The sequence below is a fragment of the Pseudomonas sp. Irchel s3b6 genome, from assembly GCF_900187415.1.
Lineage (GTDB): Bacteria > Pseudomonadota > Gammaproteobacteria > Pseudomonadales > Pseudomonadaceae > Aquipseudomonas.
This window is the reverse complement of the sequence record NZ_FYDM01000003.1, coordinates 332984-354259: the sequence shown is the minus strand read 5'-3', so window position 1 is coordinate 354259 and position 21276 is coordinate 332984. Positions and strand designations below refer to the sequence as shown.

Sequence of the window (21276 nt, the reverse complement as noted above, 5' to 3'; positions counted from 1 at the left end):
TAACACTCCTTGAAGATCAAGTTCTTGATTATTATTGCTGCACGTGGATAGCAAGCGTTAGCCCAGATAGCGCACCAGTACGGCACGATGGCGACCGTCCAGAGAGTGCCCTCCAACCACAATCCGCAGGTCCCCCTGCAGCGCCACCGAGGTTGCCGTGTCCTGGCTGCGCCCCAAACGGGTGCGGACCCAGCCTTTACCCCTGCCGAAGCCGCGATCCAGCTGTCCGTTCGGCAGGTAGCGCGCCAGAATGAAATCCCCTTCAATCCCGCCGATGGTCGAACCTGCGCTCAGTACCCGACCATCGGGGCAAGCAGTGGCTGCAGTCCATTGGCTGGGGGTGTGGCCGATTTCTAGCACCTGCGCACGTCCGCTATTGCAACGACTGTCAGGCCGGCCATCGCTACGCACATTCAGCATCAGGCAGTGCATGGGGTCGCGACTGCTGCCAAAACACTGCAGGCGTCCATCAGGCTGCTCGATGACATGGCTGACCTGTGCGCTGCGGCCCTGGGTGCGGAAACTGAGAAAACCCTGTTCGGCAAAACTGCTGTCCAGCTGCCCATCGCGGTCATAGCGTGCAAGCAAGCCTTCCTGCGGTAGATCGATGGAGCCAGCCACCATGATCCTGCCGTCCTTTTGCAGCAACAAGCGGGCAAGCCAGGTGTTGAGCAGCAGGTGGCGGACCATGATAAAACCGCGGTCGTTGAACGTGGTATCCAGTGTTCCGTCCGGTTCAAGGCGGATCAGGATACCCACGTGGTCCGCGAGTTCGTAGTGATGATTGGCCAGCAGGAGAAGGCGGCCGTCGGTCTGAACCTGAGTGTCGCAGGCTTCGGCGCCAGGCACCCCCGCAGGTAACCAGTCGTCGCGCAGCCCCCGGGACAAATTGCCGGGCAGACGCACCACCTGCACGCCTTGATTGCCAAAGGTCGGGTCTGGACGTCCGTCTTGATCAAACCGCGCCAGGGCTGGCAGCGTACGATGGGGGCTTTCATACTGCAGGCCGGACAACAGGATCCGCCCATCGGGCAGTTCCTGAACCTTGCTGCCTGTGGCTTCAAAGCCGCCTTCGAACTGCCCGGTCAAACTGCCCTGGGTGCCAAAGCCCAGATCCGGTGAACCATTGGCCTGTAGCCGGGCCAGTCCATAGCAGGATGTGTCGTTCATGCCTACCTTGGCCGCCACGAGCAGTCGGCCCATGGTGTCGACGACAACATCGTTGACCATGCTCCACTGGCTGCCGGCAAAGTCGACCCATGCCTTACCGGCGGATGCAAAGCTCGTATCGAGTTGACCCGCCGGCTCGAGGGCCGCACCGAAGGTAAAAGCGTGATGGGTGGGCATGCCGCATCTCCCTGCGAGTCGACCTGATCCGGAACCCTGATCCAGAACCAAGGAGGGTGGGAAGACTTCACCAAACAATCATTCAAGCGCTGATCGCGGCGATGCACAACTGGCAGACATTACAGGCGGAGCGGCATTTTGTGCCAGAACAGTGTCTTTTGAAGACTTTCAGGGTTTTAGCGGCCCCGTACGACCGTTGATCGCCAGTCTAATCGAAAACTGTAAGTATGCCGCCATCAGGCAAACACTAAAAACGAACTAAGGCCCATCCGTCGGCAGGCGGGCGTGGGGGATACATATAGAAAGAGGTGGATTACCTGGCTGTAATCCACCTGCTCTTCAAGTTATTGCGGCATTGTCCAGGATTGCAGTTGATAACCTTCTTCGCTCAGTTCGGCGCGGGCCTGTTTGAGCAGGTTTTCAAGTTGTGCCGGATCGCTGTAGGCGCTGCAAGGGATCTGCTTGCGGCCAATAGGGGTGCTGGTGCGGTCGATGACGGTCAGCGTCAGTTCGCCGCTACCGTCCTGTGGGGCCCAGGCCACGCATTGGAAAGGTGTGAATGCGCGGTCGGCAATCAAAAGAGCTTCGTTGATACGGAGCGGGGCGTTCATGGGGTCTTCTCTCTATGTGCCCAATCAAGTGATGTGCCGTCGGTTGGGCTTACCGTTCGGCTGGTTACTTGTACTGATGCCCGCAACCCATGGGCAGGTCACACACAATCAAAAGAAATTTCATCTTTCTTTCAAATACACAAGGTAAAGCGCTGCATTGAAAGCTGAATGAAAGGTTTCCAATCGACAGCGGGCTTGCCAGGCGGGTTGTTATAACGAAAACACGATTAACCTTATAGTTAAACGATACAAGAAAGTGTCAAGATCTTGCTAATGTTAACCGCAGGACCGCCAAACGACTGTTTCTAATACCTTTTCTATTATTTTGGCGTCAAGGAACAGTCATGATCGATACGCCCGTAGTGCGCCGTTTGTTGGTGGTAGATCCCTGTGAGGATTGCTACCGTCTGTTGCCAGGTTTGCGTGACATCGGTTGGGATGTAGACAGCTGCAGCCTGGAAATCGCCACCGATCGCACCTGCGATGTCGGGTTGTTGCGTCTGCAACCTTTTCATCTTGGGCGGCCGGAGGCGGTCAAGGAACTCATCAGCCGAAGTGGCACCGAGTGGATTGCCGTCCTCAATCAGGAAATGTTACGCCTGCAGAATGTAGGTGACTTTGTCTGCGAGTGGTTTTTCGATTTTCATACCTTGCCGTTTGACGTTTCCCGGGTCCAGGTGACGCTCGGCCGCGCGTTTGGCATGGCGCGGCTACGTGGCAAGGGCACGATCTACGTTGATCAGCTGGAGCACGAGCTGCTGGGCACCAGCAAACCGATCCGGGAGTTGCGCAAACTGCTGAGCAAACTGGCGCCCACCGAGTCCCCGGTGTTGATCCGCGGAGAAAGCGGCACCGGCAAGGAACTGGTGGCCAGAACCCTGCACCGCCAGTCGCAACGCCACAGCAAACCCTTCGTAGCGATCAATTGCGGGGCGATTCCCGAACACTTGATCCAGTCCGAACTGTTTGGTCATGAGAAGGGTGCTTTTACTGGCGCCCATCAACGCAAGGTCGGGCGTATCGAGGCCGCCAATGGGGGCACGCTGTTCCTCGACGAGATCGGTGACCTGCCCCTGGAGCTGCAAGCCAATCTGTTGCGATTCCTCCAGGAAAAACACATCGAGCGCGTGGGTGGCAGCCAGCCGATACCGGTGGACGTTCGGGTGCTGGCGGCCACCCACGTCGACCTCGAGTCGGCTATCGAGGCCAAGCGCTTTCGTGAAGACCTGTACTACCGGCTCAACGTACTGCAGGTGGTCACCGCGCCCTTGCGCGAACGCCAGGGTGACTTGTCGATGCTGGCCAACCATTTTTCCCATTTCTACAGCCAGGAAACCGGACGCCGCCCCCGTAGCTTCAGCGAGGATGCATTGGTCGCCATGGGCAAGCACGATTGGCCAGGCAATGTTCGCGAACTGGCCAACCGGGTCCGCCGCGGGCTGGTGCTCGCCGAAGGTCGGCAGATCGAGGCCCGGGACCTGGGGTTGATCAGCCATCAGGCCGTAGCCCCCCCCATGGGCACGCTGGAAGATTACAAGACCCGTGCCGAGCGCCAGGCCCTGTGTGATGTACTTAACCGTCACAGCGATAATTTGAGCATCGCCGCCAAGGTGCTGGGGATATCCAGGCCCACCTTCTACCGTTTGTTGCACAAGCATCAGATACGTTGAGCTGCAAGTTTTTAGCTGCAAGCTGCAAGTAAAAGTTCTGAAAACGTGCAGCTATCAACAGAAAAAAATGCCGATAAAGCGCAATTCTGTTCAGTTAAGCGAGCGCCGACCTTTGTAGGAGCGAGCTTGCTCGCGATGGACGTTAACGATTACGCGTACTTTCTGAGTAACCGCGGAGTTTTTGAGTTCATCGCGAGCAAGCTCGCTCCTACACATGCGGTCTCATCTCCTTGACTGAACAGCATTACGCCGAAAAAATGGCTGTTTTTGGGGGCCGATCAGAAGTAGTACGGGAATTTCAGGCTGAAGGAAAAGTCTGGCGAGTCCTCGGTCAGGCCGATGGCCAGGTTAGGAACGATCGTCAGGTTATCGGTTGCGGCCAGGGTCATGCCGATGTTGAAGTTGGCCGAGTTGTAGTCGCTGTTGGAAATCGATTGCCAATCGCCACCGTCCGGCTTGATCTTGCTCTTGCTGGCGAACTGATCGGTGAACGAGAACGACATACTCATCTTCTCGTTCAAGGCGAATGCAATGCCGGCGCCGACCTGCCAGGAATCGCCCAGCTTCACGTCCCCGGGCACCTTGGAGTTGACCTGAGGGCTGATGTCGCTGAAAGACTCTTCCATGTTGTAGGTGTAGGCCAGGCTGCCGAACAGCACGGCCGGGTCGAAGGTCTTGACCAGCGAGATACCTGGGGTGATCGCCCAGACACCGTTGCCGGTAGGCAAGTCCTCGGGTACCGAGAGGTTATCGTTGGTCGGGTCATTGACCAGCTTGATGCCGTAAGGGTCATCACCGGTCGGTGCCTTGACGCGCAGGGTAAAGACCGCGTCGGGCAGACTGGCCGACTCATCCAGAAACTTGTAAGCAACGCCAACGTTCACATCGCCGATGGTCGGGTCGCGGGTAACGGTTGCGTCCGACGTCACCGGGCCGGCGCCACCGGCGCCACCGGAGGAATACGTTGATTCGCGATACACCACGGGGACGTTAATGTCGAACTGCCAGCGTTGTGCCAGGTTGTAGCGGGCGGTCAGGTCCAGCGTCCAGTTGTCGGCCTTGATGCGGTCGAGGTTGATGTTGCCGAGAAAAATCGAGTCCAGTGCCAGGAAGCCGTTGAGCACCAGTGCACGGGTATCGTAGTGCGTGTAGGTCAGGCCGGTTTCGACGCTGAACTTGCCGCCGCCGAAGAACCCACTGGCTTCGTCGTACAGGTTGGAAACGCTTTGCGCAGGCTCCGAGTCATCCTTGAGCGATTGGCCGTATGAACTGCCTGTGGTGCCCGGCGCACCGGCGGCCACCGTCTGGCCACCCTGGGTCGTTTCGGCGGGGGATTTGGTCAGGCGTTTGGGAGCCGGTGTCGCAGGTGCTTCCTCGACTTGGCGAACGCGTTGCTCGAGTACCATCAGCGCGTTCTGTTGTGCTTCGTAACGCTGTTTCAACTCCATGAGTTCTTGTTTTAGTGCTTCGACCTGGGGGTCCGTTGCTGCGTATAGCAATGTGGCCGGGGCCAGGCTACTCAAACACACGATAGCTCTGAACGTTGACGAACGGTGCATGGGTTATCCGTCCCTTCTGACTACATCGGGTGAGACTGAGCGTAGATCAGAATCCGAGAGTGCGAAGACCTTTGAGCTGGTCCAGGTTGCCATTAAGCGATCCGGTTGTCGGCACGTTGTCACGCAGCACGACATTGAGGGACGTGAGGTTGCTGACCCGGTTGCTATCGCCGAGCAACGTCGTGTTCTGCATCAGCCCACCCTGGGCCAGGCGTTGTTGGGTACTGCCCTGGTTGTTGTTGGCCACGATGTTGAGTTGCACACCCGTACCGGTCGAGGAAACGCTCAACGAGCCCGCACCATTGGCGTTGACCAACGTCGAGCCTGCGGCCAGTGCCTGACCCTGTTGTTGCGTTGCTGGCGCTTGGCTAGCCTTTGTGACGTTGATATCAACGTTGTTGTAGGCAGTGTTATTGTCGCCGGCAGCACGCACGACTTGCGTGACGCCTTCGGTGCTGTTGAGGCCGCTGCCGCCAATGACGGTACCGGTACCGGTGCCGGTGCCGGTGCCTTGCAAACGCGCTGAGTCATTACCTTTTTCGTCGATCATCGACACATAGAACTGTGGCGTGATAGTCGATTGTTGAATTTGCATCGAGGAAGTTGCCCCGATCATTTCACCGCTGGCATTTTGCCAAGCGCTGGTCATGACAATGCCGAAGCTGATGATTCGTCCCGGCATGACATAGCGGCCTCGCAGCGTCGCCAACTCCTGATCGTTCAGTTCAATGGGTTTGAACGTCTGTGCCTGGGTCGGCAGGCTGGCGGCCAGGCAAACCACGGCTAGCCAGATTGGAGTCTTCATTGGATGCTCCCGGAGCGTCGTGCTCCTTGTCATTAGAAGAAGTCGCTTTGGATGAATCCGAAATCCATCAACTCTGCCTCTTGCACCGGGGTGAAGGTGTTGATGCGGTTCCTGGCGGTCAGTGGCATGGGTGGGTCGAGCAACGCATTGGTTTTGTCGTAGCCCTGGCCGATGACGGCAAAGATGATGCCGTTCCAGCCTTTGACAAAGTCGTCGACTTTGTAACGTTTATGACCGAGTACCGGATCTCCGATATATACCCAGTCCTTATGGACTCTTTGCATGACCACAAAATGTTTGTAGCCACGGATATCCAGGAGTACCACAACCGGAATTCTGATTTCGCTCAACGTTTGCGGCGCTACCCGGTAGCCACGGGCCCGCATGCCGATACTTTCCACGTAACGCTTCATGTCGAGCATGGAGAAGCCCTGGACGCGGACAAGATCTTGATCGGAGTGTGCCAGCATGCCTTCGATGATCTGTTCTTCATTCACGTCGAGCCAATAGGCCTGGCGCAAGATGGTCGCCAGCGCAGCTGCGCCGCAACTGAAGTCGGTTTTCTGTTGTACCAGGTCGGAAAATTTACGCTCACGTATGCTCTGGATCGGCTTATACACCACCGCGCCGCCCGGCAAGACGGAAAGCGGCATTTGTGCAGCCTCGATCACACTGGCCACGCAAAGCAAAAATACCAAGGCGATAATGCGCATGGTGGGACGCCTTCTGGTTGTGTTGAAAAAGGCCCCCGTAAGGGGGCCTCCAGGGACAGCCATTAGAACGAGTTGTTGGAAATGGCCAGCGAGTTGCTTTGTTGGTTACCCACACCAGCAGCCACGTTGACGCCCAGATTGCCACTGCCGCCATTCACCGAACCGCTCAGGGTTGCAGTGTTGGTCACAGGGTTTGCCCAGCCAGTTGGAGTCAGCACTTGGAAGGAATAAGTGTTGCTCAAATCGTAAGCGCTGCTCTCACTGAAACTTTTCGATTTGTCGTATGAAGAATCGGACGATTTACTGCCTGATTTATCGTACGAGGAATCAAGCGATTTTTCGAACGCGGAGGCAGACGATTTTTCGAACGAGGAGGCAGACGACTTATCGTACGCGGAGGCAGACGATTTATCGTATGAGGAGGCAGACGATTTATCGTACGAGGAGTCAAACGACTTATCGAACGATTTATCGACCGATACGTCGAGCGATGCACTCAGCGAGGCGTCGACAGACTCACTGCGGCTGCCTTCGTGACGGCCATGATCCCAAGAAACGGTCTTGGAAGCATCCAGAGCCGCTTCCAGAGAAGCGCTCAAAGAAGCACTCTTGGACCCGCTGGCATCAAAGCTCTTGGACCCGCTGGCATCGTAGCTATTGGACCCGCTGGCATCGTAGCTCTTGGACCCGCTGGCATCAAAGCTCTTGGAGCCGCTGGCCTCTGAGCTCTTGGAGCCGCTCACATTAAAGCTGTTGGCGCCGCTCGCAGCCCAGTTCGAAGAAGCGCTCTTATCAACGCTCAAGTCGGATTCCTTGCTGTAAGAGGAACTACCGCTGGCCGTTTTGGTAACCGTCAGCGTATCTACGCGGTAGGTCCGGTCGGCATTGTTGTTCACGGTCAGGCCTGGACCGTGTTGATCGGCAGAGGCGGTGGCTGTTGCGTTACCGAGTGGGGCATTGGTATTGGCAATTGCCATGGTGTTTTTCTGTTGGTTAAGGTCGCCGCCAGCAATGTTGATACCCATATTGCCGCTGCCGCTATTACCCGATCCGCCCATCACGGCAGAGTTTGTGCTGCCGTAGTTGTCGACCCTGTTATTGTTGCTGTACTGCCTGACGTCAGCGGTGGCAGTGGCAGTGCCGAACACGAAGCTGTTATCGAGACTGGAGTCGGAGGCAGCGTTTGCGATGGCGGCCGCGTTGTCTTGTTGGTTGCCGGCGCCTGCCGCCACGTTGACGCCGACGTTGCCGCTGGTGCCTGTGGCAGAGCTGCTCATTTCGGCTTCGTTTTCAGTCCCTTCGTTGCGGATGCGGTTGCCGGTACTGCGCTGCCGATCGTTCGCCTCTGCAGTCGCGTAGACAGGGATCTTGGTTGGAGGAGGAGTGGTGTGGTGGCCGCCGTTATGATGGCCATTATGGTGACCATTGCCACGCGGTTCGTTTTGCCCAGCTTGTACAGCAACAGCCATGACCGCAGCAATTGCGAAAACCAGAGGCTTGAGTGCCATCGAAGGTTTCATGGTGATTCTCCGTACTTTATTTTAGGTTAAGTGTTGTTCCTACCTGTTTGGGTCAATCCCTGACCCGTACGCTCAGAGTGTTGGCCGTTCGGTTTCCCACCCCGGCGCTCTGATTCAACTGGATCACCCCACGGCTACCGGTGAAGGCCTGATCGCTGGTAGCGACCTGGCGATAGCCTGGTGCAGAGTCAGTTGGATCGGAGTTGGTGATCAGCGCCACGTTCTGTTGCATGAGGACGCTGTCGTCGATACTTTGCGGCTGTGTACCGATGCTTATCCGCAGGGCATTGGCTTGCTGGTTGCTCGCGCCCGTGCTCTGGTTGACGCCCAGTACGCCGTTGCCGTGGCTGAAGGAGTCGCCTTGGATGCTGGATCGAGCATCGATCCTGGGGTCGACCTGCGTACGCAGCCGTTGGCGAATCTGTGTGGTAGCACTGGCGTTGTTGCCAATGGCGATGGCCCGGGCGTTGGCCTGTTGCTGTTGATCGCCGGCCGCCTGGTTGACCGAGAGATTGCCCTGGTACTGCATGCCCGAACCGTCGATGTCGGCGTTATTGATAACGGGAGGTTGGGCAAAGGTCGATGCACTGCAAAACATGGCGATAATCAGCAGCGTGCGATTCATCTCAACGGTCTCCCGTTAAGATTTTCAGAGCACCCAGGCCTTGCTGGACGTTTGAATTGACCATGTTGGCAATACCGTTGCCCGAATTTCCCGAACGTCCAGCGGGGAGGTTGGAAAGCTGGGGCTGGTTGGTGATATTGCCGCCCAGGTTGTTGGTGCCTTGAGTGACCAGGCGGGAGATGCCTGCACCACTGGCGACGCTGGCAAAGTCGCCGTCGCTCAACTCGTTCGTTTGCCTGAGGATCTGTTTGGACGGGTTGGCATTGGCGGTCGTGGGGTCGGGGTCGGGAACCATCGGCGGACGCACTGCGTTGCGCGGTTGGACATCACGGGTGATAACAATGATGCCGTTGTCAGCTTGTAAAGGGAGGCAAACACTTGAGCCCAGTACGCACCCGATCAGCAGGAGGCTATGGATGCTTTTATCAAATTTCCCCACGGTGGCAATTCCTTCTGTAAGTGAAACGCTGGCCCTTATCAGCGTTGTGGGGAAGAGAGCAGAAGGTGTGCCGGTTTTTGTTTTTCTTTTAAAAACAGTTAGTTGGATTTAATTGTCGAGGTGGTCAAAAAAATCTGTAACGCCACTGAGACAGAGCCACGCAAAAAAAGCGCCGTCCATACTGGCGGCATTGCTCGTTAAGGGCGCTGAAGGCAGGTTGTATCAGTGGCGTGACATGTTCTTGCTGGCGTGTTTTGGCCGCTTTAGCTCGCGGGTTTGCGCAAGGGGGGGTGTTTCAGAAATGGACATTTGCGGCAGGGCGGGGTAGTCCAGTCAGGCCTTGAGCAAATGCGTCACAGCCTCGAATGCCGCGTCCTTGCGCTGTTTCCAATCACCTTGCAGTACCTGGCAAGGCTGGCGGTGCAGGTCAAGCCATTGGCGGCTGGCCTGGAAAAACGCCTGGCGTTCCGCCAGTTGCGGTTGGCAACGCTGCCCGTCGTCATGCCAGGCCACGGTTTCAGGGCTCAGCAGTAAATGCAGGTCGTAGTGCCGTGCCAGCAATGTTTGCTCGATCCACGTCGGGCACGCGCCAAACAACGTGCGACTCCAAAGGATATTGCTCAACAGGTGCGTATCGAGAATCAACAGTGATGGCTTTTCGGCGCGGGCTTCATCCTCCCAAGTCAGCTGGCCATGTGCTATGGATGTAACATCATCGTAGCAGGTTTCGCGGGCTTCACATTCGATGAAATGCCGAACGTACTCACCGACCAGGATGCCGCCAAAATGGGCGTGAATTTCGCCCGAAAGCCAGCTTTTGCCGCTGGATTCCGGCCCTGCCAGCACCAACACTTTCATGGGCACGGCAGCGGATCGCTGCGCCATGTGCGCCAGCCTTGAATGGCCAGCAGGGTGAACAGGGCGTAGAGGGCAGCAGTCAGGTACAGTCCCTTGTACAGGAACAGCCCGACAAAGATCACATCCACGGCAATCCACAGCGGCCAGCATTGCAGGCGTTTTTGCGCCATCCACAACTGGGCCACCAGGCTGAAGCCGGTCAAGGCGGCATCCAGCCAGGGCTGGGCGGCGTCGGTCAAATGGGCCATCGCGGCACCCAGCAGCAAACTACCGGCCGCGCCTATGGCCAGGTCGCGTGCCAGGGTGGCGTTGCCCAGGCGGGTGACCTGTCGGCCATGATGCGTGTCGCCGCCCCGGGTCCACTGCCACCAGCCATACAGTTGCAAACCGGCATAGATCACTTGCAGGAGCATGTCCGAGTAGAGTTTGACTTCGAAAAAGATCCAGCTGTAGAGCAGCACCATGACCAGGCCGATCGGCCAGCACCAGGGGTTCTGTTTGACCGTCAGCCAGACGGCAATCACGCCGAGCGCGGCGGCAAACAGTTCAAGCCCGGACATGGCGGTTCCTTGGGGGAAGTCGAAGAGGGCGCTGATTGTACAGCAGCAGGGAAATGTGGCGAGGGGGCTTGCCACCGTTGGACTGCAAAGCAGTCCCCCCTCGCCACAGAGGTTGCTTACACCCGGAACTGCCTGAGCAGCCCGTTCAACTGTTCGCTGAGCGCTTTCAAGTGCACGCTCGCGGCACTCGATTGCTCAGCGGCCAACGCGGTGCTATGGGACAATCCGGCCGCCTGGGTAACGTTCTGGTTGATGTCCTCGACCACGTGGGCCTGTTGCAGGGTCGCACTGGCGATAGAGGCGTTCAGGCCGTTGAGGTTGCGCAGTGCCTGGCCGATTGCGTTCAGGCTCTGCCCGGCCAGGCCCGCCTGCTCGATGGTCAACCGGGAGGCGCGGCTGCTGTCACCGATCACCTTGACCGCAGCGTCCGAGTGATTCTGCAAGCGCTCGATCATCGATTGAATTTCTGCCGTGGATTTTTGCGTACGTTGCGCCAGCAAGCGCACTTCATCCGCGACCACGGCAAACCCTCGACCCTGTTCTCCGGCGCGGGCGGCTTCAATGGCGGCATTGAGTGCCAGCAGGTTGGTCTGTTCGGCAATCGAGCGGATCACTTCCAGCACGCTGCCGATCTGCGTGCTCTCTGTGGCCAGGGTGCGAATCACGTCGACCGCTTGATCGATGGTCCCCGACAGCTGATCGATCTGCTGCAGACTGCCATCGATGTTGACCTGGCCCTGTTGGGCCTGGGCTTGGGCGTCACGCATTTCGCTGGCCGCGTGTTCGGCATTCCTGGCCACGTCTTGCACACCGTAGGTCACTTGGTTGACCGCCGTCGCCACCAGCTCCATTTGTTGTGACTGTTGCTGACTGCGGGCCTGGGCTTGCGCGGCATTGTCGCCCAGGTCGCTGGAGGATTGGCCCAGGGCGCTGGCAGAGGTTTGCAGTTGGCTGATCACCAGGCGCAACTTGGCGGTGAAGGCGTTGAAGTGCCGTGCCAGCTCCGTGACTTCATCCCGGCCATGGGTATCGAGGCTGCGCGTCAGGTCACTTTCGCCGCTGGCAATATTGGCCATGGCATCCACTGTTTCGCGCAGTGGGCGAACGATGCTGCGGGAAATCAGCATGACCAGCAGGGCCATCAACACCGCGATGCTCAGGCCCACCAGCGATGCTTCCCAGACCTGGCTACGGAACTCGACCTGCATGTCGTCGATGTACACGCCGGAGCCAATGACCCAGCCCCAAGGCTCGAACAGTTTGACGTAGGAAGTTTTTTGCACCGGGGTGCTGGCGCCGGGCTTGGGCCAGCGGTAGTCGACCATGCCGGCGCCCTTGGCCTTGGCGATGGTGACCATCTCGTTGAACAGCGCGAAACCGTCCGGGTCTTTGACCGCGGAGAGGTTCTGGCCATCAAGCTTTGGGTTGGTCGGGTGCATGACCATGACCGGGGTCAGGTCATTGATCCAGAAGTAGTCACTCTGGTCGTAGCGCAAGCCACGTACCACGCTGAGCGCTTGTTTCTGTGCGGCGTCGCGGGTGAGGGTGCCGGCTTTTTCCAGCTCATGGTAGTAGCCGAGGATCCCGCTGGCGGCCTGGACCACGTGCTGGGTCTTCTGGGCCTTGGCCTGATACAGGTCATCGTGAATCTGCTTGAGCATCAGCACACCCAGGGTTAGTAGCATCAGCACCGCCACCACCAGGATGAGCCACAAACGCCGGCTGATCGACATACCGCGCAAGCTATTCATATCGTGTCACTCCAGATTCTTGTTCTTGTCATCACTCATCGAGCGCATTCAGGCACGCTTTGGCACGGGCGCCAATGCGACTGAAGTCCAATAACGGCGCAGCGTTAATCGGGCATGTCTGATAGGATTTCGGCCTCGCGCGGGAAAACCTGAATCCTTGCTGATTTTTCACGGTTTTTTTACGGGGTGGGCTCAATTTTGTGGCCCTCGCCCTTGCGCAACGCTGAGCGCAGCGAACACCAGAAAACTAATGACGGGGCATGCCTCAAGGCATCGCTTCATGGGGGATTGATGGATCTTTGGACCGCCGCACAGGCATTGATTCTTGGGGTTATAGAAGGACTTACCGAGTTTTTGCCCATTTCCAGTACCGGGCACCAGATCATCGTCGCGGATGTGCTCAACTTCGGTGGTGAACGTGCCAAGGCGTTCAACATCATTATCCAGCTCGGTGCGATCCTCGCGGTGGTCTGGGAGTTTCGTGGCAAGATTCTCGAAGTAGTGACAGGCTTGCCCACCCAGCGCACGGCGCAACGGTTCACCGTCAACCTGCTGATCGCCTTCCTGCCCGCCGTGGTGTTGGGCGTGATCTTCGCTGACCTGATCCACCACTATCTGTTCAACCCGATCACGGTCGCAACCGCACTGGTGGTGGGCGGGGTCGTCATGTTGTGGGCCGAGCGCCGTGAACATACCGTGCGCGCAGAGTCCGTCGACGACATGACCTGGAAGGACGCGCTGAAGGTAGGCTGCGCCCAGTGCCTGGCGATGATTCCGGGGACCTCGCGCTCTGGCTCGACCATCATCGGCGGCTTGCTGTTCGGCCTGTCGCGCAAGACCGCCACCGAGTTTTCATTTTTCCTGGCCATGCCGACCATGGTCGGTGCGGCGGTGTACTCCGGCTATAAATACCGTGATCTGTTCCAGGTGGCGGACCTGCCGGTGTTCGCGATCGGCTTCGTCACCGCGTTTATCTTCGCCATGATTGCGGTCAAGGGCCTGCTCAAATTCATTGCCAGCCACAGCTACGCCGCCTTTGCCTGGTACCGGATTGCGTTCGGCCTGGTGATTCTGGCTACCTGGCAGTTCGGCGTGGTTGACTGGGCAGCAGTCAAGCCGTGATCGAGACACGCAATGGGCGCGCGATCCAGTACCCGCGTCTCAAGGCGCTGGTCTTCCTCGCGCTGTGCGCACTGCCGGTCGTGGGGTCGAGCCTGCTATGGCTGCGCGGGGTCTCGGCGATTCCGCTGGCGGCCTACGGTATTGTCAGCCTGCTGGCGTTCTTCCTGTACTGGAGCGACAAGCGTAAGGCGCGAGCCGATAGCTGGCGCACCCCGGAGAACGTTCTGCATGCGGTCGAACTGGCTGGCGGCTGGCCAGGTGCTTTGATTGCCCAGCAAGTGTTTCGACACAAGACGCGCAAAGTGTCGTTCCAGGCGTTGTTCTGGATCATCGTGTTATTGCATCAGGTGTTCTGGATCGACCAGTTGTTTCTCGACGCCGGGCTGTTCCGGCTGTTCTAGTGGCCTGTACGGTTAGTTCGTTAGCTCAATTTCGGATGCCAGCACCCCAGAGCCAAGGCGCTGTGACGAGTCATAGCCCGCTATGGCGAGGAACAGCAACGCAGGATATGGGCCGCTGGCGCCGAAGTTGACTAACAGAACCAACCACACAGGCCTCTAGAGCAACAGCCCGACCTGGACGCGCTTGGGCAACTTGCTCACCACCAGTTGGTGGGACCTGCGCAGCAACGCTTGCAGTTCAAGGGCGCCCAGCGGGTAGGGCGTGTGCATGATGATCCATTGGGCTCGCGCCAGATACGGCGCCGGCCCGATCCCCGGGCGGTCGACGTGGCCCAGGAACAGGTCCTTGTCGACCTTGAACGCCAGGGACTCGCCGCGCAGGTTCTGCAACGCGAACATCTTGTTGCCGGCCACCGAAAACACCCGCACGCCGCCCCACTTGTAATCTTCCCGTGCCCCGGGCAGGGCCAGGCAGAAACCCGCGACTTCGTCTTCCGTCATGGCCTTGGCCGTCATAACAAGCGGTCCCCGCAGCTGTTGAATGATTCGCCCAAATGGTCGATCCAGGCGCGCACGGCCGGCAGCACGCCGCGCCGATGAGGGTAGACCGCCTGCAGCCAGCCGCCAGGCAATGACCACTGGGGCAGCAGTTGCACCAGCGAGCCGCTTGCCAGTTCCTGCTCGCAGTACAGCATCGGCAGTATGGTGAAGCCAAGGCCGGAGAGCGTGCAGGCCTTGCGCACGACAAAATCATCGATCCCCAGGCGCGCCTCCAGGCTCAAGTCGCAGCTTTGCCCTTGTTCATCGAGCATGCGCAAATGCACCAGGCGATCGGCTTCCAGCGCCCCCAGCACCGGGACGTTTTTCAGGTCGTCCGGGGTGATGATCTGGCGCTCACGCAGGAACTGTGGGCTGGCAACCATGACGGTTTGTGCCTGGCGCAGGCGTCGGGTGACCAGGAACGGGTCTTCATCCCCCAGTTCGCGGACGCGCAAGGCCACGTCTATGCCTTCGGTCACCAGGTCCACGCGCCGGTTGAGCAGTTGCATGTCCAGTTGCACCTGGGGGAAGCGCTCCAGAAACGAGCTGATGACCGGCGGCAGAAACTCATGGGCCAGTCCCACCGGGCAGGATACGCGCAACCGCCCCCGTGGTTCGCTGGACATGCTGGCCACGGCTTCATCGGCCATCTCGGCCTCCAGCAGCATCGCCTGGCAATGGCGCAAGTAACGCTCGCCCACTGCGGTCAGCTTGAGTTGACGGGTGGTGCGCTGCAACAGGCGGGCTCCCAGACGCTCTTCCAGTTCAGCAATGCGTCGTGACAAGCGCGACTTGGGAATGCCCAGCAAGCGCCCGGCGGCAGCGAAACCGCCGGCTTCAACCACTTTGGCGAAATAGTAGAGGTCATTGAGGTCTTGCATGACGAGGCTCGACTGTCCTATGGGTAGGACGAACTATCGCATTATTACCGACTAATCAGCTATTGGTTTCATCTGTAGGATTGTCTCAACTTGATCGCCCGGTGGCGGTCCTCACTTGGAGATCCCATATGAAACTTCTGCACATCGATTCGAGCATCCTGGGTGACAACTCGGCTTCCCGTCAGCTGAGCAAGGGTGTTGTCCAGGCCTGGACCGCTGCCGAGCCTGATACCGTGGTCACTTACCGCGATCTGTCCAGCGATGCCATCAGCCATTTTTCCGCCGCGACCCTGGTAGCCGCGGGCACCCCGGCCGAACTGCGTGACGCCGCGCAACAGCATGAAGCCGACCTGAGTGCTTCGACCCTGGCCGAGTTCCTGGCAGCGGATGCCGTGGTCATCGCCGCGCCGATGTACAACTTCACCATCCCGACCCAGCTCAAGGCCTGGTTCGATCGTATCGCCGTGGCCGGCCAGACCTTCCGCTACACCGAAGCCGGCCCTGAAGGCCTGTGCGGCAACAAGAAAGTCGTGGTGGTGTCCACCTCTGGCGGCCTGCATGCCGGTCAGGCGACGGGCGTAGGTCATGAAGACTACCTGAAAGTGATGCTGGGCTTCATGGGCATCACCGACGTCGAATTCGTCCGCGCCCAGGGCCTGTCCTATGGTGAGGAGGTTCGCGCCAAAGCCATGAACGACGCCCAGGCCCACATCAGCGACCAATTGTTCGTCGCTGCATAAGGCCGGTTCAACGGCTCGCCCAGCCTTGGGCAAATGCCACTGGACCCCGGGCCTTGATCGTCGTAAAACGATCAAGGCCCGGGGTCTCTTTGCTTCTGTCCTTTGCATCTGACAACCGAGGTGTTGGCCCGAGTGATGCTGGCCCGCAGTAGCGGCTCGGTTGCACGATGGTCTCGAGTTCGGCCAAGGCGCTGAATCCAGGCAAGTGGCACCAATCGGCTCATCCAGTCAGGTCAAACGGTGGGGCATCTCATGTCGCGTCTTTGTGCAGTGTTACTGTTGTGCCTGCTCGGCAGCCTGAATCCGGTGCAGGCGGTGCCTGCGCCGCACCCGCACTGGAGTGTCGGCTATCACCGACTGACTTTTCCTGACCCCCTGGATCTACAGCCCATGGACGCCATTGCGTTCTATCCGTCGACCGGTATCGAGCATTCCAGTCAGGTCGGGGGCTATCGCATCCAGGCCAGCGAGGATGCCAGGGTTGCCATCGGCCGCTTCCCGATGCTGATGCTGTCCCCTGGCAACACCGGGACACCGTTGGCCTTGCACTATCTTGCCACCTCGTTGGCGCGCAAAGGGTTCGTGGTGGTGGCCGTGACTCACCCCGGTGACAACTCCAGGGACCACAGCCGCCTCGGGACCTTGAGCAATCTGTACGGCCGTCCGATCCAGATTTCCGCAGCCATCACCGCCACTCTGGGCGACCCCCTGCTGGCGCCGTTCGTCCATGCCGATCAGGTCGGGGTGATCGGTTACTCCGCCGGTGGCGAAACCGCGCTGATTCTTTCGGGCGCCACCCCGGACCTGGAGCGGCTGCGTCGCTACTGCCAGGAGCGCCCCGATGACCGGGACGCCTGCAACACCCGGGGTGAACTGATCGCCGATCGTGATGACCTGCAACCGGTGGCCGATCCACGGGTTCACGCCTTGATGCTGATGGCGCCCCTGAGCCTGAAGTTCAGTCGCCAGACGCTGGCGGGTGTGCACATCCCGGTGCTGCTCTACAGCGGCGATGGGGACACCCTGGTGGCGCTGGACAAGAATGCTGCCGCGCTGGCACGCAAGCTGCCCGTCGCCCCGGATTTCAGGTTACTGACGGGGGCAGGGCACTTTGTGTTCATGGCGCCCTGCAGCGAGGAGCAGGTCGCGGCGATGCCGGCGTTGTGCACCGACGCCGATGGCGTCAACCGCGAGGACATTCACCGCAACCTGATCGCCGAAGCCGGGCGCTTTTTCACCCAGGCGCTGGGCAAGTCGGACAGGGCAGGGTTGCAGACGGCTGATCAATAAGCCAAACCTGAACCGAGCAACGTGACTGTCGTAGATGGCGCCGGCCACAGAGTTTCGATGCTCATGCTGGGCGGCCTCAGGCGGGCGTCGAAAAAAGCAGGCTAATGGTCAATCGCGTACTGCCAGGGCGTTACTGCTGATCTTTTGGTCTAAGGTACGCCGCGCCTGCGCTAAGATGGCGACCAAACAAAAACAGGGTTCACCACGTTCAATGTCGGAAAAAGACACCATCTCCATCCACCTGGTGCGCGAGGCACTGTTGCAGAGTTGCGCACCGGGTGCCGCCAGCCTTGAGGTGCTGCTCAAGGTCGGAATCGAGCCACGGTTACTGGAGGTGGCCGATGCGCGGGTACCGGCCACGGCCTATGCTCGGCTATGGCGTTTACTGGCGCGGCGCAGGGACGACGAGTTCTTTGGCATGGACCCACGGCAGCTGAAGTCCGGCAGCCTGGCGTTCCTGTGTCGATGCGCGATGGCCCAGCCAACCCTGGCCACCGGCCTGGAGTCCGGGTTGGGCTTTCTGTCGTTGATGCTCGAACACCTGCCGGCCCAACTGGTTCACCAGCAGAGCCTGGCAGAGATCGTCCTGCTCGAGGACGACCTGCCACCGCGCCGCGCCTTCACCTATTTCACCTACTGGATGATTGTTCACGGCGTGGCCTGCTGGTTGGCCGGACGGCGGATTCCGATTCTGGCGATCGAACTGCGCTGCGCCGAGCCGGACTTCTGCGATGACTACAAGGTGATGTTTTCCGAAAACCTGCGCTTTGATCGGCCGCGGACCCGGATGATTTTTTCCGCCGACTGCCTCGAGTTGCCGATCAAGCGCAGCGCGGACGAGCTCAAGCGCTTTCTGGCCCAGGCGCCGGCCAACATCCTGGTCAAGTACCGCGACCCGCAGAGCCTGGCCAGCCGTATCAAGCACGACCTGCGGCAGTTGCCGGCCCAGCACTGGCCGGAAACCGACAGCCTGGCGCAACGGCTGTGCATGTCGGCCTCGACCTTGCGCCGCCGCCTGGCCGAAGAAGGGCAGACCTACCAGGGCCTGAAGGACAGCGTGCGCAAGGAGTTGGCGATCGTCTGGCTGGCAGAGCCTGGCATCAGCTTCGCCGAAATCGCCACGCGCCTGGGGTTTGCCGATACCAGTTCGTTCTACAAGGCGTTTCGCAAATGGTCGGGGTCAAACCCCGGGCATTACCGCAGCCTGATTCTCAACGAAGTTCACTGAGCCGGGCCTTTCACCGGCACGCGCTTGCCCCCTCGCACCGCGTGAGGCTTGGCCAAACCAGTCAAGCAACTTGAAAGCTTTGACCATTGTTCCCTATCGTGCGCAGAGCGAGTATTTCCTGGATTTATACGGTTCCCCCCAACCTAATAAAAATACAGAGGGATTCTGGCAATGCGCGATTACCTGTCTGCAACCACACAGTTCAATTATCAGCACACCGTCGATGCAGCGCTTCTCGGCTCACTGACGGCGCTCAACGCCTGCGTTGAATGCTGCGACCGGCATGCGTTGCCCGGGCGCATTGCCTTGTTCTGGGAAGGCCGTGACGCCAGTTCCGCGACCTATACCTTCAGCGATCTGCAGGACAAGGCCGCGCGCTTTGCCAATTTCCTGCAGGCACAGGGTGTGAAAAAGGGTGACAAGGTCGCCGGCCTGCTGCCGCGCAACGTCGAGTTGCTGATTGCGGTGCTCGCCACCTGGCGTATCGGGGCGGTCTATCAGCCGCTGTTCACTGCCTTCGGCCCCAAGGCCATCGAACACCGGCTCGGCAGTTCCGGCGCGATGATCGTGGTGACCGACGCGGTCAATCGTCCAAAGCTCGATGAAGTCCCGGACTGTCCGACCATCGTCACCATCGGTGGCCCGAAAGGCCAGGGCATCGTCCGTGGCGACTTCAGTTTCTGGGCTGAGCTGGCCAATTACTCCAATCAGTGCGAACCGGTGATGCTGACCGGCGAAGACCCGTTCCTGCTGATGTTTACCTCGGGCACCACTGGCCCGTCGAAAGCCCTGTACGTGCCCCTCAAGGCCATGGTCGCGTTCCAGAGCTACACCCGTGACGCGGTCGACCTGCGCCCCGAGGATGCGTTCTGGAACGTTGCCGACCCGGGCTGGGCCTATGGCATCTACTTTGGTGTGACCGGGCCGTTGTCCATGGGGCATCCGATTACCTTCTACGATGGTCCGTTCACCCTCGAAAGCACCTGCCGGGTGATCAACAAGTACGGCATCACCAACCTCACCGGATCGCCGACCGCTTACCGCTTGCTGATTGCCGGTGGCGATGAGTTCGCCCGTTCGATCAAGGGCCGGCTGCGCATCGTCAGCAGCGCCGGCGAGCCGTTGAACCCGGAAGTGATCCGTTGGTTCGCCGACAACCTCGACGTGGTGATCCATGACCACTATGGCCAGACTGAACTGGGCATGGTGCTGTGCAATCACCATGGCCTCGAGCACCCGGTACATGTCGGCGCCGCCGGTTTCGCCTCGCCGGGTCACCGGATCGTGGTGCTGGACGACGCTTACAACGAATTGTCGGTCGGCCAGCCAGGGATTCTGGCCATCGACCGCAGCCAGTCACCGATGTGCTGGTTCGCCGGTTACGAAGGGGCGCCGACCAAAGCCTTCGTCGGCAACTATTATCTGAGTGGCGATACCGTCGAACTGAACCCGGATGGCAGCATCAGCTTTGTCGGCCGCAGCGATGACGTGATTACCACATCCGGTTACCGGGTGGGCCCGTTCGACGTGGAAAGCGCGCTGATCGAACACCCGGCGGTGGTCGAAGCGGCCGTGGTCGGCAAACCCGATCCGGAGCGCACTGAGCTGGTGAAGGCGTTCGTGGTGCTGAGCACGCAATACCGCGCCTCTCCCGAGCTTGCCGAGGAACTGCGCCAGCATGTGCGCAAGCGCCTGGCCGCGCACTCGTACCCGCGGGAAGTGGAATTTGTCAGTGAGTTGCCGAAAACCCCAAGCGGCAAGTTACAGCGCTTTATCTTGCGCAACCAGGAAATCGCCAAGGCTCAAGAGGCTGCGGCTCACAAGGCTTCGGCTTGAATTCAAGGAAACAACGATGCAAATCGCAAACAAGGTTTTTCTCGTCAGTGGCGGCGCTTCCGGACTGGGGGCGGCCACCGCTGAAATGCTGGTCGGCGCCGGCGCCAAAGTGATGCTGGTGGACATGAACGCAGAAGCGCTCGCCGCCCAGGCCAAACGCCTGGGTGCCCAGAGCGTGGTGGCCGACATCACCCAGGAAGCGGCGGCGCAAGCGGCGGTCAAGGCCACTGTAGCGGCCTTTGGCGGCCTGCACGGGTTGGTCAACTGCGCCGGCGTGGTCCGTGGCGAGAAAATCCTCGGCAAGAACGGCCCTCACGCACTGGCCAGTTTCAGCCAGGTGATCAACGTCAACCTGATTGGTAGTTTCAATCTGTTGCGTCTGGCCGCCGCGGCCATTGCCGAGACCGAGGCCAATGCCGACGGCGAGCGCGGAGTCATCATCAACACCGCCTCGGCTGCTGCCTACGATGGGCAGATCGGCCAAGCCGCCTACGCGGCCTCCAAAGGCGCGATTGTCAGCCTGACCTTGCCCGCTGCCCGTGAATTGGCGCGCTTTGGCATCCGCGTGATGACCATCGCCCCAGGTATCTTCGAAACCCCGATGATGGCCGGCATGACCCAGGAAGTACGCGATTCGCTGGCCGCCGGCGTGCCATTCCCGCCACGCCTGGGCAAACCGGACGAGTACGCCGCGCTGGTCAGGCATATCATAGAGAACAGCATGCTCAACGGTGAGGTGATCCGTCTCGACGGTGCCTTGCGCATGGCGGCCAAATAAGG

Annotated in this window: 20 protein-coding genes and 2 pseudogenes; 8 read left to right on the top strand and 14 right to left on the bottom strand. The window is 59.6% G+C overall.

Annotated elements, in window-relative coordinates; translation table 11 throughout:
• Positions 1-57 precede the first annotated feature (57 nt).
• Both CKW07_RS07645 and CKW07_RS07640 read right to left on the bottom strand, forming a co-directional pair.
• Positions 58-1347 (bottom strand): hypothetical protein, encoded by a 1290-nt coding sequence (locus tag CKW07_RS07645; RefSeq protein WP_095144332.1) that lies wholly within the window; start codon positions 1345-1347, stop codon positions 58-60.
• Between the two features lie 344 nt (positions 1348-1691).
• Positions 1692-1958: a hypothetical protein gene (locus CKW07_RS07640; protein WP_095144331.1), complete on the bottom strand. Its 267-nt coding sequence runs from the start codon at positions 1956-1958 to the stop codon at positions 1692-1694.
• A gap of 344 nt (positions 1959-2302) precedes the next feature.
• On the opposite strand from CKW07_RS07640, the gene CKW07_RS07635 reads away from it, so the two are divergent.
• On the top strand, positions 2303-3628 hold the full coding sequence (locus tag CKW07_RS07635) for a sigma-54 dependent transcriptional regulator (RefSeq protein WP_095144330.1): 1326 nt from the start codon (positions 2303-2305) through the stop codon (positions 3626-3628).
• A gap of 278 nt (positions 3629-3906) precedes the next feature.
• Here the strand turns inward: CKW07_RS07635 and CKW07_RS07630 are convergent, their stop codons facing one another.
• From CKW07_RS07630 to CKW07_RS25905, 10 genes and pseudogenes are all read right to left on the bottom strand, one after another.
• Positions 3907-5187 carry a hypothetical protein gene (locus CKW07_RS07630; RefSeq protein ID WP_095144329.1) on the bottom strand — a complete coding sequence of 427 codons (1281 nt, stop codon included), beginning with the start codon at positions 5185-5187 and terminating at the stop codon, positions 3907-3909.
• 46 nt (positions 5188-5233) lie between these two features.
• Positions 5234-5992 (bottom strand): hypothetical protein, encoded by a 759-nt coding sequence (locus tag CKW07_RS07625; RefSeq protein WP_095144328.1) that lies wholly within the window; start codon positions 5990-5992, stop codon positions 5234-5236.
• 32 nt (positions 5993-6024) lie between these two features.
• Positions 6025-6705, bottom strand: coding sequence for a C39 family peptidase (locus CKW07_RS07620; protein WP_095144327.1), 681 nt, complete (start codon positions 6703-6705; stop codon positions 6025-6027).
• Between the two features lie 62 nt (positions 6706-6767).
• Positions 6768-8225, bottom strand: a complete 1458-nt coding sequence (locus CKW07_RS07615; protein ID WP_095144326.1) for a heme utilization protein — start codon at positions 8223-8225, stop codon at positions 6768-6770.
• 52 nt (positions 8226-8277) lie between these two features.
• Positions 8278-8850 carry an adhesin gene (locus tag CKW07_RS07610; protein WP_095144325.1) on the bottom strand — a complete coding sequence of 191 codons (573 nt, stop codon included), beginning with the start codon at positions 8848-8850 and terminating at the stop codon, positions 8278-8280.
• A 1-nt stretch (position 8851) separates the two neighbouring features.
• Entirely contained in the window at positions 8852-9289 is a 438-nt protein-coding gene (locus CKW07_RS07605; RefSeq protein WP_095144324.1) for a hypothetical protein, read from the bottom strand.
• 333 nt (positions 9290-9622) lie between these two features.
• The gene (locus tag CKW07_RS07600; protein ID WP_095144478.1) at positions 9623-10147 is read right to left on the bottom strand and encodes an AAA family ATPase; all 525 of its coding nucleotides are present in this window, start codon (positions 10145-10147) and stop codon (positions 9623-9625) included.
• Positions 10144-10707, bottom strand: a complete 564-nt coding sequence (gene pnuC / locus CKW07_RS07595; protein WP_095144323.1) for a nicotinamide riboside transporter PnuC — start codon at positions 10705-10707, stop codon at positions 10144-10146. Before pnuC ends, CKW07_RS07600 begins: the two co-directional genes overlap by 4 nt.
• Before the next feature lie 116 nt (positions 10708-10823).
• A pseudogene (locus CKW07_RS25910) lies at positions 10824-11411 on the bottom strand (methyl-accepting chemotaxis protein); the annotation flags it as partial.
• A 318-nt stretch (positions 11412-11729) separates the two neighbouring features.
• Positions 11730-12368, bottom strand: a pseudogene (locus CKW07_RS25905) (cache domain-containing protein); the annotation flags it as partial.
• A 381-nt stretch (positions 12369-12749) separates the two neighbouring features.
• Here CKW07_RS25905 and CKW07_RS07585 point away from each other — a divergent pair.
• Together CKW07_RS07585 and CKW07_RS07580 are read left to right on the top strand one after the other, a co-directional pair.
• Complete coding sequence (locus tag CKW07_RS07585) at positions 12750-13580, top strand: undecaprenyl-diphosphate phosphatase (protein ID WP_095144321.1); 831 nt, start codon at positions 12750-12752, stop codon at positions 13578-13580.
• Entirely contained in the window at positions 13577-13981 is a 405-nt protein-coding gene (locus CKW07_RS07580) for a DUF1294 domain-containing protein (RefSeq protein WP_256577030.1), read from the top strand. Before CKW07_RS07585 ends, CKW07_RS07580 begins: the two co-directional genes overlap by 4 nt.
• A gap of 156 nt (positions 13982-14137) precedes the next feature.
• On the opposite strand, the gene CKW07_RS07575 is transcribed toward CKW07_RS07580, so the two are convergent.
• Positions 14138-14497 (bottom strand): MmcQ/YjbR family DNA-binding protein, encoded by a 360-nt coding sequence (locus CKW07_RS07575; protein ID WP_095144319.1) that lies wholly within the window; start codon positions 14495-14497, stop codon positions 14138-14140.
• Positions 14494-15402 (bottom strand): LysR substrate-binding domain-containing protein, encoded by a 909-nt coding sequence (locus tag CKW07_RS07570; protein ID WP_095144318.1) that lies wholly within the window; start codon positions 15400-15402, stop codon positions 14494-14496. The genes CKW07_RS07575 and CKW07_RS07570 overlap by 4 nt, the downstream gene beginning before the upstream one ends.
• 128 nt (positions 15403-15530) lie before the next feature.
• Between CKW07_RS07570 and CKW07_RS07565 the strand changes: the two genes are divergently transcribed.
• The 5 genes from CKW07_RS07565 to CKW07_RS07545 all read left to right on the top strand — a co-directional run bounded on the left by CKW07_RS07565 (position 15531) and on the right by CKW07_RS07545 (position 21274).
• Positions 15531-16142, top strand: coding sequence for an FMN-dependent NADH-azoreductase (locus CKW07_RS07565; protein WP_095144317.1), 612 nt, complete (start codon positions 15531-15533; stop codon positions 16140-16142).
• Positions 16143-16394: 252 nt separating this feature from the next.
• A complete protein-coding gene (locus CKW07_RS07560) occupies positions 16395-17432 on the top strand; it encodes a dienelactone hydrolase (RefSeq protein ID WP_095144316.1) in 1038 nt (345 codons plus the stop codon).
• Between the two features lie 211 nt (positions 17433-17643).
• Positions 17644-18660: an AraC family transcriptional regulator gene (locus CKW07_RS07555; protein ID WP_095144315.1), complete on the top strand. Its 1017-nt coding sequence runs from the start codon at positions 17644-17646 to the stop codon at positions 18658-18660.
• Between the two features lie 171 nt (positions 18661-18831).
• Positions 18832-20496, top strand: coding sequence for an AMP-binding protein (locus CKW07_RS07550; protein WP_095144314.1), 1665 nt, complete (start codon positions 18832-18834; stop codon positions 20494-20496).
• 16 nt (positions 20497-20512) lie between these two features.
• Positions 20513-21274 carry an SDR family NAD(P)-dependent oxidoreductase gene (locus CKW07_RS07545; protein ID WP_095144313.1) on the top strand — a complete coding sequence of 254 codons (762 nt, stop codon included), beginning with the start codon at positions 20513-20515 and terminating at the stop codon, positions 21272-21274.
• Positions 21275-21276: the final 2 nt, after the last annotated feature.

Coding starts and splice junctions, on each gene's coding strand:
- CKW07_RS07645 (WP_095144332.1), bottom strand. CDS start 1,347: ATGCCCACCCATCACGCTTTTACCTTCGGTGCGGCCCTCGAGCCGGCG.
- CKW07_RS07640 (WP_095144331.1), bottom strand. CDS start 1,958: ATGAACGCCCCGCTCCGTATCAACGAAGCTCTTTTGATTGCCGACCGC.
- CKW07_RS07635 (WP_095144330.1), top strand. CDS start 2,303: ATGATCGATACGCCCGTAGTGCGCCGTTTGTTGGTGGTAGATCCCTGT.
- CKW07_RS07630 (WP_095144329.1), bottom strand. CDS start 5,187: ATGCACCGTTCGTCAACGTTCAGAGCTATCGTGTGTTTGAGTAGCCTG.
- CKW07_RS07625 (WP_095144328.1), bottom strand. CDS start 5,992: ATGAAGACTCCAATCTGGCTAGCCGTGGTTTGCCTGGCCGCCAGCCTG.
- CKW07_RS07620 (WP_095144327.1), bottom strand. CDS start 6,705: ATGCGCATTATCGCCTTGGTATTTTTGCTTTGCGTGGCCAGTGTGATC.
- CKW07_RS07615 (WP_095144326.1), bottom strand. CDS start 8,225: ATGAAACCTTCGATGGCACTCAAGCCTCTGGTTTTCGCAATTGCTGCG.
- CKW07_RS07610 (WP_095144325.1), bottom strand. CDS start 8,850: ATGAATCGCACGCTGCTGATTATCGCCATGTTTTGCAGTGCATCGACC.
- CKW07_RS07600 (WP_095144478.1), bottom strand. CDS start 10,147: ATGAAAGTGTTGGTGCTGGCAGGGCCGGAATCCAGCGGCAAAAGCTGG.
- pnuC (WP_095144323.1), bottom strand. CDS start 10,707: ATGTCCGGGCTTGAACTGTTTGCCGCCGCGCTCGGCGTGATTGCCGTC.
- CKW07_RS07585 (WP_095144321.1), top strand. CDS start 12,750: ATGGATCTTTGGACCGCCGCACAGGCATTGATTCTTGGGGTTATAGAA.
- CKW07_RS07575 (WP_095144319.1), bottom strand. CDS start 14,497: ATGACGGCCAAGGCCATGACGGAAGACGAAGTCGCGGGTTTCTGCCTG.
- CKW07_RS07570 (WP_095144318.1), bottom strand. CDS start 15,402: ATGCAAGACCTCAATGACCTCTACTATTTCGCCAAAGTGGTTGAAGCC.
- CKW07_RS07565 (WP_095144317.1), top strand. CDS start 15,531: ATGAAACTTCTGCACATCGATTCGAGCATCCTGGGTGACAACTCGGCT.
- CKW07_RS07560 (WP_095144316.1), top strand. CDS start 16,395: ATGTCGCGTCTTTGTGCAGTGTTACTGTTGTGCCTGCTCGGCAGCCTG.
- CKW07_RS07555 (WP_095144315.1), top strand. CDS start 17,644: ATGTCGGAAAAAGACACCATCTCCATCCACCTGGTGCGCGAGGCACTG.
- CKW07_RS07550 (WP_095144314.1), top strand. CDS start 18,832: ATGCGCGATTACCTGTCTGCAACCACACAGTTCAATTATCAGCACACC.
- CKW07_RS07545 (WP_095144313.1), top strand. CDS start 20,513: ATGCAAATCGCAAACAAGGTTTTTCTCGTCAGTGGCGGCGCTTCCGGA.